The organism is Curtobacterium sp. 314Chir4.1, from assembly GCF_900215175.1.
GTDB classification, from domain to species: Bacteria; Actinomycetota; Actinomycetes; order Actinomycetales; family Microbacteriaceae; genus Curtobacterium; species Curtobacterium pusillum_A.
Window position 1 is genome coordinate 646,460 of sequence record NZ_OCMI01000002.1, and the last position, 14,091, is coordinate 660,550.

Genomic DNA, 14,091 nt, shown 5'->3' on the forward strand with positions numbered 1-14,091 from the left:
CCGTGAGTACTCCCCGGACCGGCACCATCAGCGTCCCCCGCTCGACGGGGCTCGCACCGGTCCGGACGCGCTCCCGGCGGCTGCTGTCGAGCATCGGGCTCGCCGTCGTCCGGACGCCCGAGCTCACGATCGGCGCACTCGGGGTGCTCGTCACCGCCGCCTTCGCCTGGGTGCCGTCGCTCTGGTACGACGAGGCCGCCACGGTCACGAGTGCGCAGCGGACGTGGGCGCAGCTCTGGGCCGAGCTCCACAGCGTCGACGCGGTGCACGGGCTCTACTACGCGCTCATGCACGTCTGGTTCTGGCTCGTCGGGTACACGCCGTTCACGCTGCGGTTCCCGAGCGCACTGGCCGTCGGGGTCGCGGCGGGGCTCCTCGTGGCGCTCGGACGACGACTCGGTGGCCGTCGGCTCGGGATCACTGCCGGGATCGTGTTCCTCGCACTCCCCCGCGTGCAGTGGGCCGGGTCCGAGGGTCGTCCGTACGCGACGATCACGACCCTCGCGGTCTGCCTCACCCTCGTCGGGATGACCGCGGTCCGGCGGACCCGCACCGGCCGCAGCCTGCACTGGTGGGCGGCGTACGGCGCGCTCGCACTCGTCGCGGTCACCTTCAACGTCTACCTGTCGCTCGCCGTCGTCGCGCACGCCGTCACCCTGCTGTGGACGATGGCCGCCCGCCGGGTGGCCGTGCACCGGGCGACGGTGTCCCGCGACGCCCGTGTCCCCGGCCCGCCGCTGGTGACGGGCGGCGCGCTGCTCCGCTCGGCGGTCGCGGCGGGCATCGCGGCCGTGGTCGTCTCGCCCGTGGTGTTCGAGATCGCGTCGCAGTCGAAGCAGGTCGCGTGGATCGCCGGGATCGGGCAGCGCACCGGCGCGCAGGTGTTCGCCACCGCGTGGTTCGGCGGGGTCGACTGGTACGCCGCCGTGGCGTGGACCCTGATGGTCCTCGGGCTCGTCGTCGGCCTGGTCGAGGCCCATCGGCGCTCCGCGACCGTCCGTTCGCTGCTCCGCGCCCAGGCCGTCCGCGTCGCGCTGCCCCTGGTGGTGCTCCCGACCGCCGCGCTCGTCCTCGCGACCGCGATGGGCAAGCACCTGTACTCCCCGAAGTACGCGACCCTGAGCCTGCCGTTCGTCGCGCTGCTCATCGCACTCGCGCTGACGATGATCCGCCCGAAGGCGCTGCTCGCCGCCGCGGTCGGGGTCGTCCTCGTCCTGTCGGTGCCGACCGCGGTCGCCGTGAAGGAGCCCCTCGCGAAGCAGGACTCCACCTGGGCCCGCGCCGCCTCGATCATCGCCGCCGAACGGAGCAGGAACCGCATCGACGCGGACGAGGGGGTGGTGTTCGGCAGCGTGTACGGCCACCCGGGCACGACGGCCGACGTCATCCGCATCTCGTACCCGGATGCGTTCTCCGGGATGACCGACCTCGGCGTCCGCAAGAACGGCGCCGAGAGCGGGGTGCTGTGGAACCAGACCGGCGACCTCGCCACGACGATCCCGAGCCGCCTCGACGACATCGACACGGTCTGGTTCGTGGGCGGCACGGTGAAGGCGCGCAACATCGAGCCGGAGACGGCGTCGGTGCTCGCCGCGCACGGGTTCACGGCCAAGGAGCACTGGAAGACCGGCACGGTCGTCATCACGGAGTACGTGCGCCGCTGACGGCCACAGGGACGCGCCGAGGGGCTGACTAGTGCACCACGCGGGCGCCGTGCACCGGCCCCGCTGCCCGGACGGCCACCATGCCCGCGGCGCTCAGCTCGACCTGCACCTCGAGCGCGGCGTCACGGTCGGCGACGAGGAACGCCACCGTCGGCCCGCTGCCGGACACCAGCCCGGCGAGCGCCCCGGCCTTCTCGCCGATCTCGAGCGTCGACGCGAGGCGCGGCTGCAGGCGCATGGCCGGTGCCTGCAGGTCGTTGTACAGGCAGTCCGCGAGCAGGTCGGGGTCGCCGGCTCGCAGTGCCTGCAGCACGTTGGCCTCGACCACGGGGGTCGTCGGCGCCGGTGCGATGTCCGCCCGGTAGCGCTCGCGGTGTTCGTCGAGCGCCCGGTACACCGCCGGGGTGGAGAGCCCGTCGTCGCTCAGCGCGAGGACCCAGTGGAACTCGCCCTTCGCCAGCGCCGGGCTGAGCTCGTCGCCCCGGCCCGTGCCGACCGCGGTCCCGCCGGCGAACGCGAAGGGCACGTCGGCGCCGAGCTGTGCGGCGAGCCGGAGCAGTTCCTCACGCCCGAGCGCCGTCCCCCAGAGCGTGTCGACGGCGAGCAGGGTCGCGGCCGCGTCGGCCGATCCCCCGCCCATGCCACCGGCCACCGGGACCTGCTTGTCGATGGTGAGCCGGACGCCGCCACGGTAGCCCGCAGCGTCCGCCACGAGCCGTGCTGCCCGGATGGCGAGGTTCGACTCGTCCACCGGGACGCCGCTCGTGTCGATCGATCCGGTGAACGTCACCGAGAAGTCGTCGGCCGGCTCTGCGGAGACGTCCTCGTACAGCGAGACCGCCTGGTACGCCGTCGCCACGTCGTGGTAGCCGTCGTCCTGCAACGCCCCGACCGACAGGTACACGTTGATCTTGCCGGGGGCGCGCGTCCGCACGCGGGTCGGAGCGGCCAGCGTGGTCATGCCCCCAACCTATCCCGACGTGGCAGCGGAGACGCCCGATGTCGCGGCCGCGAAGCCCCGAGCCAGGTCGGCGAGGATGTCGTCGACGTGCTCGAGACCGATCGACAGCCGGATCAGGCCGTCCCCGACGCCCGATGCAGCCCGCTCCGCTGACGTCATCTGCACGTGCGTGGTCGACGCCGGGTGCACCACGAGGGACCGCACGTCGCCGATGTTCGACACGTGGTCGAACAACTCGAGCGCTGCGACGAACCGGCGCCCCGCCTCGACCCCACCCTCGAGGTCGAACGCGAGCACCGCCGACGGCCCCGCGGGCACGTAGCGCTGCTGCAGGTGGTGCCACGGCGACGAGGGCAGCCCCGCGTAGTGCACGCCGAGCACCTGGTCGTGCGCGTCGAGCCACGAGGCCACCGCTGCGGCGTTCGACACGTGCCGGTCCATGCGGAGCGACAGCGTCTGGATGCCCTGCAGCACGAGGAACGCGGTGAACGGCGCGATCGCCGGGCCGAGGTCGGCGGAGAGCTTCGACCGGGTGCGCTGGATGAACGCGCGGCGGCCGAACTTCTCGGCGAAGTTCGTGTTCGCGAACCCGGACTGCTCGGTGGACGCCAACTGCGGGAAGCGCTCCGGGAAGGCCGCCCAGTCGAAGTTCCCGCTGTCCACGATCAGCCCCGCGATGGCGCTGCCGTGCCCGGCGAGGTACTTCGTCGCCGAGTGCACGACGATGTCGGCACCGTGCTCGATCGGCCGGACGAGGTACGGCGTCGCGATCGTGTTGTCGACGATGAGCGGGACGCCGGCCTCGTGCGCGACCCCGGCCACGCCCGCGAAGTCGAGGACGTCGCCGCGCGGGTTCGGGATCGACTCCCCGAAGAACGCCTTCGTCTCCGGACGGACCGCCGCCGCCCACTCGTCGAGGTCGGTGGGGTCCTGCACGAACGTGAACGCGATGCCGAGGTCCCGCAGGGTCGACGCGAACAGCGTGTAGGTCGCGCCGTACAGCGAGGCGCTCGAGACGACGTGGTCGCCGGCACGCGCGACCCCCAGCACGGCCAGGGTGGTCGCCGCCTGGCCGGAGGCGAGCGCGAGGGCACCGACGCCGCCCTCGAGGTCGGCGATGCGCCGCTCGAGTGCGGCCGCCGACGGGTTGTTCACGCGCGAGTACGTGTGCCCCGGCGCGTTGAGCATGAAGCGGTCCGCGGCGTCCTCGCCGGACGGGTACACGAACGCGGCACTCTGGGCGATCGGCGGGACGTTGGCACCCCAGCCCGGGTCGGCCTTGTACCCGGCGCGGATCTGGCGGGTCTCGAAGGCCCACTCGTCCTCGGTCGTGCCCATCAGACGGCTGCTCCGGACGGCACGGTCACGGACGGTCGCACGAGCGGGATGACCTGCTCACCGAACCGGTCCATCTCCTCGAGCTGCGGCGAGAACTGCAGCAGCAGCGTGTCCACCCCGGCGTCCTCGAACTCGCGGATCCGCGCCGCCACCTGCTCGGGTGTCCCGACGAACCCGGGTCGGAGGCCACGGTTCGACACCGAGTAGTCCTCCAACGAGGGCACGTGCTCGAGCTGCGACTTCGAGATGAAGTCCTGGTACGACTCGTACGCCTGCCCGTGCTGCACGTCGGTGATGCGCGCCAGCTCGGCCTGCGCTTCCTCCTCGGTCTCGCGGACGATGACGTACGCGGCCATGCCGAACGCCTCGAACGGTGGCAGCCCGGCGTCGACCCGGCGCTGCTTCATCTCGGCGATCTTGGTCCGGAGCTCCTCGACCGTGCCGCCGTGGGTGACGTACGCGTCGGCGTACCCCGTGATCGCCGCCTTGCCCGCCTCGCTCTCGCCGCCGGCGTAGATGCGGGGCGTCACGCGGGGCTTCGGCTCCAGGTGGGCGTTCTGGATGTCGTAGTATTCGCCCGAGAACGAGTACGGCGTCTCGCGCCACATCCCCTGCATGACCTCGACGAACTCCGCCGTGCGCTTGTACCGGTCGTCGTGCTCGGAGAAGATCCCGCCGTACTGCTTCGCCTCCTCCGCCCACCAGGCGCTCACGACGTTGAACGTGAACCGGCCGCCGGAGATGTCGTCGATCGTCGCCGCCTGCTTCGCCGTCACGGCCGGCAGGTGGTACCCGGGGCGCATCGCCGCCATGATCTCGAGCCGCTCGGTCGTCGCCGCGATGGCCGCCGCGAGCGACCAGGCCTCGAGCGACGGCGCGGCCGTGCCCTTGATGTCGTTGAGGTTGAGCTCCGGCACCAGCGTCAGGTCGAAGCCGATGCGCTCGGCGCGCTGCGCCAGGCGCTTCACGTAGTCGAAGGTGACCGGCATGTGCTCGTTCTCGACGTTGCGCAGCCAGCCGCCGAAGAGCGGGGTCCAGTATCCGAATCGCACGGGGTGAGTTCCTTGGGGAGGTGGGGAGTGCCCTGGAAGGGGCGCGGGACGGACTGGAGGCGCGGGGCGGGCCCGCCACGGGCCTCCAGTCCGGTGGTTCTTGCGTTCTCAGGCCGTGAGTTGCGCTGCGTACTGCGTCTCCAGCAGGCCACCGAGGTACCGCGCGATCGAGCGCGGGCCGGAGGCCGGCGCCGTCTCCTCGACGGCCGGGTTGTAGTTCGTGTTCGTGTTGATGTCGTAGACGACCGTGCGGCCGTCCGTGGTCTCCATGAACTCGACGCCCGCGATCGTGATGCGCTGGTCGGCCAAGAAGGTGCGGAGCTGCTCGACGAGCGGGTGCTCGGCCGTGACCTCGGTCCGGACGCTGAACGCCGGGGGTGCTCCTGCGGTCTCGGTTCCGGGCACGTCGCAGACCGCACCAGCGATGACCTGGGGCACCTCGCAGGCGTCCGCCGGGCACAGCTCGAAGCTGCCGGCGCTCGTGTCGACGCGGACGGCGTAGACGAACTCGCCACCGACGAACTCGACCCGCGTGATGAAGGGCTCGCGGGCCGTCAGGTACTCCTGCAGCAGCGTGATGCCGTCGACCGGTTCCTCGAACTCCGGGCTGTCGACGTAGGCGTCGAACTCGGCGAGCGAGTCGAAGCGGCGGACGCCGAGGCCCTTGCCGCCCTGGTTGTGCTTCGTGATGAACGGGACGTCCTGGCCGTCCGTGAAGTCGTGCGCCGCCTGCTTGAGCGTCGTCGGCCCGAAGACCGCGGTCGTGCGCGGCACGTCGAACCCGGCACCCCGCAGCAGGCCGTGCTGGGCGACCTTCGAGACCTCGAGCTCGAGGACGTGGCTGCCGCCGACGACCTGGCGGCCTGCACGCTCGAGCCAGCCGAGGACCGCGCGGGTGTACTCCTTGCTGTGCTCGTGCCCGCGCGTGTGGCTCGACGCCGACATGCGGGACCAGTACACGCCCGGTTCTGGATCGGCTGCGAGGTCGATCTGGCCCTCGGTGAGGAGGATCTCCTCGACCGGGACCCCCTCGGCCTCGAAGGCAGCGGCGAGCGGCGGGAACCACTCGGGGTTCTCGTGGATGACGTACACGCGCGGAGTGCTCACGTCGCCACCATAGGCAGGTCGTGCTGGGCGGGGCCAAGTGTGTGACGCGGGGTTTCCTGTCGCTGCGTCGGCGGTTGGCCGCAGTGTGCGAGGTTCCGCGCAGTGTGCGGGGCACGCGGGCTCGCACGCCGCGCGGATCCTCGCACGGTGCGTGCGCCACCTCGCACGGTGCGAGGGCGGGGTCAGTGTGTGAAGGTCTGCTGGCCGACGACGCCGAGGAGCTCGAGCTTCTGCGCGCCCTCGGTCCCCGCCGGTGCGGTGAAGAGCAGGAGCGCCTGGGTCTGGCTCGTCGTGTGGAGCACCTGGCAGTCCACGGTGATCCAGCCGAGTTCGCGGTGCACGAAGGTCTTGTGGTCCTCCCAGCGGCTGGCCACCTCGTGCAGGGACCAGAGCGCGCGGAACTCCTCGCTGTGCGCCTCGAGGTCGGCGATGAGTTCGGCCGCCCGTGCGTCGTTCGGGCCGGCGGCCCCCACCGCCGCACGGAGCGACGCGACCTGGGCCCGCGCCAGGCGGTCGTGCTGCTCCGGGGCGTACTTGGCCCGCTCGTACTCCGTCATGAACCACCGCCACGGCTGGTACCGCTCGTTGCCGGGCAGACCGATCGTGGTGCCGAGGAGCGCCGCGCCGAGCCGGTTCTCGACGAGCGTCTCACCGAGGTCGTTCACCACGATCGCTGGGGTGTCCTCGAGTCGGTCGAGCACCCGGAGGATCGCCGGGTCGACGTGGTCGGATCGGTGCACCCGCGCGGGGGCGTTGTGTCCCGCGAGGCGGAACAGGTGGTCACGCTCGTCGAGCGTGCACCGGAGCGCCCGGGCGATCGCCGCCACCATCTGCTCGGAGGGTTGCGGGCCGCGCTGCTGCTCGAGGCGCGTGTAGTAGTCGGCCGACATGCCCGCGAGGGCCGCGACCTCCTCGCGCCGGAGTCCCGGCGTCCGTCGACGCTGCCCGGACCCGAGCCCGACGTCCTCGGGGCGCAGCAGTTCACGGCGGCGGCGGAGGAAGTCGGCGAGCCCGGGGCGGTCCATGTCCCTCATCGTGCACCGCCGCCGACGTCCCTGCCAGGGATCGCCGGTCCCCCGATGACGGCGCTCTGGTTCGAGTACCGCGGGCGGCGGATCGTGGTCGACATGGACATCACGAACTCCACCGTCTTCATCCCCGGCGCGACCTCGGGCATCGGCCTCGGGCTCGCCCAGCGCCTGCAGGCAGCGGGCAGCACCGTCGTCATCGGCGGCCGACGCCGCGCACTGCTCGACTCCCTGCACGACGAGTACGGCTTCGGCACCGTCGAGCTCGACGTGACCGACCCCGCGTCGATCACCGCCGCGGCGGCATCCGTCATCGACGCACACCCGTCGCTCGACACCGTCATCACGATGTCGGGGATCATGCGTGCCGAGGACCTCCGTTCGTCGGAGCACCTCACGGACGCCGTCGCCACCGTCGAGACCAACCTGCTCGGCACCATCCGCCTCGTCGACGCATTCCTGCCGCACCTGCTCACCCGACCTACGTCGACGATCATCACCGTTTCGTCCGGACTCGCGTACACGCCGCTCGCCGCGACGCCGACCTACAGCGCGACGAAGGCAGCCGTGCACTCGTACACGCAGTCCCTCCGGCAGCAGCTGACCGGTTCGTCCGTGTCCGTGCTCGAGCTCGTCCCGCCGGCGGTCGCCACGGACCTGATGGGCGAAGGGGTCGACTTCGGCGGGATGCCGCTCGACGACTTCCTGACCGAGGTGGTCTCGCTGCTGCAGTCCGGTGCTGCGCCGGAGATCCTCGTGCAGAACGTCCTGCCGCTGCGCTGGTCCGAACGGGACGGGAAGCAGCAGGAGCTCATCGAGATGCTGGCGGCCCGTCGGCACTGACGGACCGCGCCCGGCTCAGTCGGCGGCGCCGTCCGGTTCGCCGCGGGCCTCGCGCCGCCGGATGACGCCGTCGAGCCACCGGTTGACGAGCCGCCAGGCGGGCCACGCGAGGGCACCCACGAGGGCGGTGTCGACGGGACGGCCGATGGCGCGGATCACCACGTACGCGCCTGTCGCGGCCATGGCAGTCGACAGGACACCTGTGACGCGGCGCCGGTCGTGGTCGTCACGGTCGTCGTCGTCGTGGTCGTGGTCGAGGTCGTCGTCGTCGGGGAGTCGGTCGAACGCGATCCCCCACGCGACGAACAACGCACCCAGAACGACGGCCACCCACGCGGCGTCGTCGAACGGATCGCGGAGCAGCGCCCGCACGGCGAACACGACGATGGCGCACCCCGCGACCACCGCCGTCAGGAGGACGACCAGCGAGGAACGGGAGCGAGGTGCAGACACCCGACGGAGCCTAGGGCCGACGGACCGGTCCGCGCGCGCCCCCGTTCACGTGGTGACGCGCCGGTCAGAGCCCGACGAGCAGGCCCTGGAGCTCCGCCTTGGCGTCCGGCATGCGCTCCGGCCCGGTGAGCCGTTCGCGCTGCACCGCGATCCGGACCGTGCCCGCGCGCGAGCCGTCCTCGGTGGTGAGGAGCACCGACTCGCGATCGGGGAACGTCCACCGTGCCGACGGACGCTTCCCGCCCCGGCGCTCCGAGGTCGGAGGGAAGCCGAACGCGTCGGTGAACACCGGCACGATCTCGTCGAGCACCGCTTCACGGTCGCCGGGCACCTGCCGGGACGCCGACACCGCGAAGGAGCCGTCGGACCGCTGCCCCGGGATCCGGAGTCCACGTGCCTGCTCGTACCCGATGGTGACGCCCTGCGCCCACCACGAGTCGACGCCCTGGTCGACGAGCCAGCTCGCGATCGCCGGGTGACCGATCGTCCGTCCGTCGGCCGCGTCGATGCGGGCGTACCAGTCCTCCGGGGTCCGCCCGGTAGCAGCGAGCACCTTGTCGGCGGCCATGCCCTGCGCGTGCGATCGCACCGTCCCGTCGGTCATGCCGTCATCGTAGGGGCGGTGCGATCGCATTGCGCTCGTGGTCCCTTCAGGAAGCCAACCAGCCGCTCGATCGGCGGACTCGGCGTGGCGTGACCGTGAACGTCGAGGCGTCGAGGATCTGCCGGACACGCTTTGCTCGCTCGTCGGCACTGCCACTCGGTCGGATCCGGCGTGCCTCGATCTCCGCCGGCGTGAGGATTCGAGGCGCGAACGCCTGCGAGTGTCGAAGGCGTTCGCGTTGACGATGGGCGCTGTCCATGGTTGCTCCTCTGGTTCGTGCTGCGACCGGAGATCGGCACGACCACAGCCTGCAAACATGTTGTATTTCATCTCCCGATCGATCATGCTCGCGCGCGGACGGCGGATCAGGAGAGGATGGGCGGTGATGAACGACCGTCTCGCCACCGTCCAGCGCATCGTCGCCGAAGCCGGCATCGACTCCACCGCCCGGGAACTGCCCGACTCGACGCACAGCGCCGCGCAGGCCGCCGCCGCGCTCGGCACCGAACCGGGCGCGATCGCGAGCAGCCTGCTGTTCCTGGCCGACGGTGAGCCCCTGCTCGCGATGACGTCCGGGCGCCACCGGGTCGACACGGATCTGCTCGCCGGCCAGCTCGGCGTCACCGAGCTCACCATGGCCACGGCGAAGCAGGTCCGCGAGGTCACCGGGCAGCCCATCGGTGGCGTCTCCCCCGTCGGGCACCCGGCACCGATCCGGACCGTGGTCGACGAGGCCCTCCGCGAGTACGACGTCGTCTGGTCGGCGGCAGGGACCGCGAACAGCGTGCTCCCCCTGACGTTCGACCAGCTCCTGACCCTGACGAACGGGACGGTCGTCCGGGTCAACGAGCACTGATGGCGACGAGGACACGGGTCGAGCTGGGGCGGCGGGAGGACCTCGGAGCCGACTGCGCGAACTGCTTCGGCCTGTGCTGCGTCGCGCTGGCGTTCGCGAAGTCGGCGGACTTCCCGTTCGACAAGGACGCCGGCGACCCGTGCACGAACCTCGACGACGCGGACGGCTGCCGCATCCACCCGCACCTGCGTGCGCGGGGGTTCTCCGGCTGCACGGTGTTCGACTGCTCCGGTGCCGGGCAGAAGGTCTCCCAGCACACCTTCGCCGGACGGTCCTGGCGGGACGACGCCGAGACGCAGCGGTCGATGTTCGCCACGTTCCCGATCGTCCGACGGCTCCACGACCTGCTGCGGTACCTCGACGAGGCGATCACCCTGGTACGACGGACGGAGGACGCGGATCGGTGGGTCGCGGCGTTCGAGCGCGTCCGATCCCTCAGCGACGGGACGCCGGAGGAGCTCGCCACCCTCGACGTCGACGCCGAGTACGACCGCGCCCGCCCACTCCTGCTCGAGGCGAGCGAGATCGCCCGAGCGCGGGGCCCGCTCGGCGCCGGTCACCGGAAGGTCGGTCCGGGGAGCGACCTGGTCGGTGCGGACCTGCACGACGCGGACCTCCGTGGGACGACGCTGCGCGGCTCCCTCGCGATCGCGGCGGACCTCCGGTCCGCTCGGCTGGATCGCTGCGACCTGCTCGGCGTGGACCTCCGCGATGCCGATCTGCGCGGCACCGACCTCCGCGGAGCGGTGTTCCTCACGCAGATGCAGGTCAACGCCGCTCGGGGCGACGCCGCCACGATCCTGCCGGAAGGGTTCCAGCGCCCGGGGCACTGGTGAGTTCAGTCCGCGGCCGCGAGCACCGTCCGGCCGAGGCGCACGAAGTCGTCGGCACTGAGCATCTCGCCCCGGGCTGTCGGGTCGACCCCACCCGCGGTGAGGAGCTCCGACGCGCGGGCGCTGCTGCCGAGGACGCCGGACAGGCTCTGCCTGAGCATCTTCCGACGCTGCTGGAAGGCACCGTCGACGAGCGCGAACACCTGCGCCCGGAGCGCTTCGTCACCGGGCGGGTCGTGCCGGTCGAACCCGACCAGGACGCTGTCGACGTTCGGGACCGGCCAGAACACCTGTCGGCTGACCTGCCCGGCGATCGACCACGAGCCGTACCAGGCCGCCTTCACGCTGGGGGCGCCGTAGACCTTGCTGCCCGGCCCCGCGGCGATGCGGTACCCGACCTCGGCCTGCACCATCACGAGTGCCCGCTCGATCGACGGGAACGTCGCGAGCAGGTGCAGCAGGACGGGAACGGAGACGTTGTAGGGCAGGTTGGCGACGACGTGGGTCGGCGCTTCCGGCAGGTCGTCCGCCACGACGGCGAGGGCGTCCTGGTGCACGACGCGGAGTCGGGCCGCGGGCTGCATCGTCGACACGGTCGTGGGGAGCTGCGCCGCCAACCGGCCGTCGATCTCCACCGCGGTGACGGACGCGCCGGTCTCGGTCAGCCCGAGGGTCAGCGAGCCCAGACCCGGGCCGATCTCCAGCACCCTCGAGTCGACGGTCACGCGGCCGGACGCCACGATGCGTCGCACGGTGTTGGCGTCGTGCACGAAGTTCTGGCCGAGCTTCTTCGTCGGGGTGACGTCGAGCTTGGCCGCGAGGTCCCGGATCTCCGCCGGGCCGAGGAGCGATGCCACGACTACCCGTCCACCGTCACGGGCTCGGCGTCCCACGCGCCGTAGACGAGCTCGGTGTTGGAGGCGATCTGCGCCGCGAGCATCGAGGCGTCCGTGGCGAGGGTCTCGGCCATCGAGCGCAGGGTGAGCGGGATGAGGTACGGCGCGTTCGGCCGCCCGCGGAACGGTGTCGGCGTGAGGTACGGTGCGTCCGTCTCGACCATGATGAGGTGCCGCGGCGCGATCTCGAGGGCCTGACGGAGGGGTGCCGCGTTCTTGAACGTCACCGTGCCCGCGAAGGACATGTACCAGCCCCGCTCGGCGCAGAGGCGGGCGAGGTCGGGACCGCCGGAGAAGCAGTGGAACACCGTCTTCTCCGGAGCGCCGACACGGTCGAGGACCTCGACCACGGCGTCGTGCGCGTCGCGGTCGTGGATCGTCAGCGCGAGGTCGTGCTCCTTCGCGATCCGGATGTGTTCCTCGAACGACCGGACCTGGGCGTCGCGGCCGTCCTCGCCGGTGCGGAAGAAGTCGAGGCCGGTCTCGCCGATCGCGCGGACGCGGGGCAGCGCCGCGAGCCGTTCGATGCCGGCGAGGTGCTCGTCGAGCAGCCCGGCCGCGTCGAGCTCGGGAGCCTCGTTCGGGTGCAACGCGACCGCGGCGAGCACGCGGGGTTCGCGCGACGCGATGGCGGCGGACCACTCCGAGGTCGCCAGGTCGGTACCGACCTGCACGACGCCCCGGACGCCGACGCTCGACGCGCGGTCGAGGTGCTCCCGGTAGTCGAGTGCGCCGTCGCCACCGTCGGCGATCTCCATGTGGGTGTGGTTGTCGTAGACCGGGACGACGAGCGCCTCGGGCAACGGCGGGTAGGTCAGGTCCCGCTTGGGACCGTCCCCGTCGCCCCGGGAGCGGAGGTGGGCGTCGGTCACGCTGCGCCCTGCTCCGCCTGTTCGATGCGCGGGAACAGTCCGGACTCGAGCGGGACGACGGTCGACGCACCCTGCCACTCCCAGGCGCGGTCCACGCGCTGCTCGGCGATCGACCCGCCGGCACCGATCGAGGCCCAGAGCTTCTCGGTCGCCTTCGGCATGACCGGGGACACCAGCACGGCGACCGTGCCCAGCCCGCGGAGGGCCGTGGCGAGGACGGTGCCGAGCCGCTCGCGCTGGGCGTCGTCCTTCGCGAGCGCCCACGGCTGCTGCTCGGTGATGTAGCCGTTCAGGGCGTCGACCAGCTCCCACACGGTCGCGATCGCGTCGTGCGGGGCGAAGGCGGCGATGGCCGCGTCCGCGCGCGTGGTGACCGACTCGGCGAGCGCGTCGATCGCCTGGTCGGACGCGGACAGCTCGCCACGCTCGGGCACGGCGCCGTCGAAGTACTTGCCGATCATCGCCAGCAGCCGGGACGCCAGGTTGCCGAAGCCGTTCGCGAGTTCGGCCTGGTAGCGGGCGGAGATGTCCTCCCAGCTGAAGTTGCCGTCCTGCCCGAAGGTGATCGCGCGGAGGAAGTAGTACCGGAACGCGTCCGAGCCGAACGTGTCGGTGATCTCGGACGGCGCGATGCCGGTGAGCTTCGACTTGGACATCTTCTCGCCGCCGACGAGGAGCCAGCCGTGACCGAAGACGCGCTTCGGGACCGGGAGCCCCGCGGCCATGAGCATCGCCGGCCAGATCACCGCGTGGAACCGGGCGATGTCCTTGCCGACGATGTGCACGCTCGGCCAGAGCCGCTGGAACGCCTCGTCGTCGTCGCTGCCGTAACCGAGCGCGGTGACGTAGTTGAGCAGGGCGTCGAACCAGACGTACAGGACGTGGTCGCTGTCCCACGGGATCGTGATGCCCCAGTCGAAGCTCGAGCGGGAGATCGACAGGTCACGCAGCCCCTGCTTCACGAACGAGATGATCTCGTTGCGGACGCTCTCGGGCTGGATGAACTGCGGGTTCGACTCGTACAGGTCGAGCAGGCGCTGCTCGAAGTCGGACATCCGGAAGAAGTAGTTGCGTTCGGAGAGGACCTCGACCGGGATCGAGTGGATCGCGCAGACCTGCTGCCCCTCGTACGCGCCGGTGCCCGGGACCAGGTCGCTCGGCTGCTTGTACTCCTCGCAGCCCACGCAGTAGAAGCCCTCGAACTCGCCCGCGTAGATGTAGCCGTCGTCGTAGAGCTTCTGGAGGAACGCCGTCACGCCCCGCTCGTGGCGTTCGTCGGTGGTGCGGATGAAGTCGTCGTTCGCCACGTCCACCGTGTCGAGGAGCGGCTTCCAGGCTTCGGTCACGAGCCGGTCCGCCCACTCCTTCGGGGTGACCTCGTTCGCGCTCGCGGTGCGCAGGATCTTCTGTCCGTGCTCGTCGGTGCCGGTCAGGAGCCAGGTGTCGTCGCCACGCTGACGGTGCCAGCGCGCCATGAAGTCCGCGGCGACCTCGGTGTAGGCGTGCCCGATGTGGGGCACGTCGTTCACGTAGAAGATCGGCGTGGTGATGCTGAACGAGGAGCCGTCGGACATGCCCACCATC

14 protein-coding genes are annotated in these 14,091 nt (G+C 71.5%); 4 read left to right on the forward strand and 10 right to left on the reverse strand.

All coding sequences use genetic code 11. The annotated features are described in order from the left end of the window. Positions 1 to 2 precede the first annotated feature (2 nt). Positions 3 to 1,664 carry a glycosyltransferase family 39 protein gene (locus CRP27_RS08025; RefSeq protein ID WP_097180141.1) on the forward strand — a complete coding sequence of 554 codons (1,662 nt, stop codon included), beginning with the start codon at positions 3 to 5 and terminating at the stop codon, positions 1,662 to 1,664. 28 nt (positions 1,665 to 1,692) lie between these two features. On the opposite strand, the gene CRP27_RS08030 is transcribed toward CRP27_RS08025, so the two are convergent. The 5 genes from CRP27_RS08030 to CRP27_RS08050 all read right to left on the reverse strand — a co-directional run bounded on the left by CRP27_RS08030 (position 1,693) and on the right by CRP27_RS08050 (position 7,147). Continuing rightward, positions 1,693 to 2,625: a 4-(cytidine 5'-diphospho)-2-C-methyl-D-erythritol kinase gene (locus CRP27_RS08030; protein WP_079236901.1), complete on the reverse strand. Its 933-nt coding sequence runs from the start codon at positions 2,623 to 2,625 to the stop codon at positions 1,693 to 1,695. Positions 2,626 to 2,634: 9 nt separating this feature from the next. Beyond that, positions 2,635 to 3,963, reverse strand: coding sequence for an O-acetylhomoserine aminocarboxypropyltransferase/cysteine synthase family protein (locus CRP27_RS08035; protein WP_097180142.1), 1,329 nt, complete (start codon positions 3,961 to 3,963; stop codon positions 2,635 to 2,637). Beyond that, on the reverse strand, positions 3,963 to 5,015 hold the full coding sequence (locus CRP27_RS08040; protein ID WP_097180143.1) for an LLM class flavin-dependent oxidoreductase: 1,053 nt from the start codon (positions 5,013 to 5,015) through the stop codon (positions 3,963 to 3,965). Before CRP27_RS08040 ends, CRP27_RS08035 begins: the two co-directional genes overlap by 1 nt. Before the next feature lie 108 nt (positions 5,016 to 5,123). Then, positions 5,124 to 6,122 carry a RimK family alpha-L-glutamate ligase gene (locus CRP27_RS08045; protein ID WP_097180144.1) on the reverse strand — a complete coding sequence of 333 codons (999 nt, stop codon included), beginning with the start codon at positions 6,120 to 6,122 and terminating at the stop codon, positions 5,124 to 5,126. Positions 6,123 to 6,304: 182 nt separating this feature from the next. Then, positions 6,305 to 7,147, reverse strand: a complete 843-nt coding sequence (locus tag CRP27_RS08050; protein WP_097180145.1) for a helix-turn-helix transcriptional regulator — start codon at positions 7,145 to 7,147, stop codon at positions 6,305 to 6,307. Between the two features lie 54 nt (positions 7,148 to 7,201). Here CRP27_RS08050 and CRP27_RS08055 point away from each other — a divergent pair, with 54 nt between their 5' ends. Further along, complete coding sequence (locus tag CRP27_RS08055; protein ID WP_255257481.1) at positions 7,202 to 7,993, forward strand: SDR family oxidoreductase; 792 nt, start codon at positions 7,202 to 7,204, stop codon at positions 7,991 to 7,993. A gap of 15 nt (positions 7,994 to 8,008) precedes the next feature. On the opposite strand, the gene CRP27_RS18190 is transcribed toward CRP27_RS08055, so the two are convergent. Further along, positions 8,009 to 8,446 (reverse strand): hypothetical protein, encoded by a 438-nt coding sequence (locus CRP27_RS18190; protein WP_176505508.1) that lies wholly within the window; start codon positions 8,444 to 8,446, stop codon positions 8,009 to 8,011. A 64-nt stretch (positions 8,447 to 8,510) separates the two neighbouring features. Further along, on the reverse strand, positions 8,511 to 9,050 hold the full coding sequence (locus CRP27_RS08065; RefSeq protein ID WP_097180147.1) for a hypothetical protein: 540 nt from the start codon (positions 9,048 to 9,050) through the stop codon (positions 8,511 to 8,513). Between the two features lie 385 nt (positions 9,051 to 9,435). Between CRP27_RS08065 and CRP27_RS08070 the strand changes: the two genes are divergently transcribed. Together CRP27_RS08070 and CRP27_RS08075 are read left to right on the forward strand one after the other, a co-directional pair. Beyond that, the gene (locus tag CRP27_RS08070) at positions 9,436 to 9,906 is read left to right on the forward strand and encodes a YbaK/EbsC family protein (protein ID WP_097180148.1); all 471 of its coding nucleotides are present in this window, start codon (positions 9,436 to 9,438) and stop codon (positions 9,904 to 9,906) included. Next, positions 9,906 to 10,742 carry a pentapeptide repeat-containing protein gene (locus tag CRP27_RS08075; RefSeq protein WP_097180149.1) on the forward strand — a complete coding sequence of 279 codons (837 nt, stop codon included), beginning with the start codon at positions 9,906 to 9,908 and terminating at the stop codon, positions 10,740 to 10,742. Before CRP27_RS08070 ends, CRP27_RS08075 begins: the two co-directional genes overlap by 1 nt. Positions 10,743 to 10,744: 2 nt before the next feature. On the opposite strand, the gene rsmA is transcribed toward CRP27_RS08075, so the two are convergent. Genes rsmA through metG form a run of 3 tightly spaced genes read right to left on the reverse strand, consistent with a single transcriptional unit; the run spans position 10,745 to position 14,081 of the window. Beyond that, a complete protein-coding gene (gene rsmA / locus CRP27_RS08080) occupies positions 10,745 to 11,596 on the reverse strand; it encodes a 16S rRNA (adenine(1518)-N(6)/adenine(1519)-N(6))-dimethyltransferase RsmA (RefSeq protein ID WP_097180150.1) in 852 nt (283 codons plus the stop codon). Between the two features lie 2 nt (positions 11,597 to 11,598). Continuing rightward, entirely contained in the window at positions 11,599 to 12,507 is a 909-nt protein-coding gene (locus CRP27_RS08085; RefSeq protein ID WP_097180151.1) for a TatD family hydrolase, read from the reverse strand. Then, positions 12,504 to 14,081 (reverse strand): methionine--tRNA ligase, encoded by a 1,578-nt coding sequence (gene metG / locus CRP27_RS08090; protein ID WP_097180152.1) that lies wholly within the window; start codon positions 14,079 to 14,081, stop codon positions 12,504 to 12,506. Before metG ends, CRP27_RS08085 begins: the two co-directional genes overlap by 4 nt. Between the last annotated feature and the right edge of the window lie 10 nt (positions 14,082 to 14,091).

Bases quoted from the DNA above. Each gene is read 5' to 3' on its own strand.
- CRP27_RS08030 (WP_079236901.1), bottom strand. From the start codon at position 2,625: ATGACCACGCTGGCCGCTCCGACCCGCGTGCGGACGCGCGCCCCCGGC.
- CRP27_RS08055 (WP_255257481.1), top strand. From the start codon at position 7,202: ATGACGGCGCTCTGGTTCGAGTACCGCGGGCGGCGGATCGTGGTCGAC.
- CRP27_RS08065 (WP_097180147.1), bottom strand. From the start codon at position 9,050: ATGACCGACGGGACGGTGCGATCGCACGCGCAGGGCATGGCCGCCGAC.
- CRP27_RS08070 (WP_097180148.1), top strand. From the start codon at position 9,436: ATGAACGACCGTCTCGCCACCGTCCAGCGCATCGTCGCCGAAGCCGGC.
- CRP27_RS08035 (WP_097180142.1), bottom strand. From the start codon at position 3,963: ATGGGCACGACCGAGGACGAGTGGGCCTTCGAGACCCGCCAGATCCGC.
- CRP27_RS08075 (WP_097180149.1), top strand. From the start codon at position 9,906: ATGGCGACGAGGACACGGGTCGAGCTGGGGCGGCGGGAGGACCTCGGA.
- CRP27_RS08050 (WP_097180145.1), bottom strand. From the start codon at position 7,147: ATGGACCGCCCCGGGCTCGCCGACTTCCTCCGCCGCCGCCGTGAACTG.
- metG (WP_097180152.1), bottom strand. From the start codon at position 14,081: ATGTCCGACGGCTCCTCGTTCAGCATCACCACGCCGATCTTCTACGTG.